The sequence below is a fragment of the Actinomadura sp. 7K534 genome (assembly GCF_004348575.1).
GTDB lineage: Bacteria > Actinomycetota > Actinomycetes > Streptosporangiales > Streptosporangiaceae > Spirillospora > Spirillospora livida.
Genome location: NZ_SMKB01000562.1, coordinates 1 through 417 on the forward strand (window position 1 = coordinate 1; position 417 = coordinate 417).

Consider the following 417-nt stretch of genomic DNA (forward strand, 5'->3'; position numbering starts at 1 on the left):
TGACCTACACCCGGCTGATCGAGGAGCTGGGCGGCCGGCTGCCCGGCCTCGCGCAGGCGTCCCGGACGGTCGGCTCGCCGCAGATCCGCAACCGCGGCACCGTCGGCGGCAACCTCGGCGCGGCGTCCCCCGCCGGGGACGCCCATCCGCCGCTGCTGGCGGCCGGCGCCGAGGTCGAGGCCGAGTCGGCGGCGCGCGGCGTCCGGATGATCCCGGCGGCGGACTTCTTCACCGGCGTGAAGCGCAACGCGCTGGAGCCGGACGAGCTGGTCCGCGCGTTCTGGACGCCGCCCGCGTCCGGCCCGCAGTACTTCTCCAAGATCGGCACCCGGAACGCGATGGTGATCGCGGTGTGCTCGTTCGCGGTCGCGCTCCATCCGGGGGAGCGGCGCGTCGGGACGGGCCTCGGCTCGGCCG

Annotated in this window: 1 protein-coding gene; it reads left to right on the forward strand. The window is 76.5% G+C overall.

Translation table 11 applies throughout. The annotated features are described in order from the left end of the window. A partial coding sequence (locus E1266_RS37695; protein WP_207946178.1) for an FAD binding domain-containing protein occupies positions 1-417 on the forward strand: 417 nt, incomplete at both ends.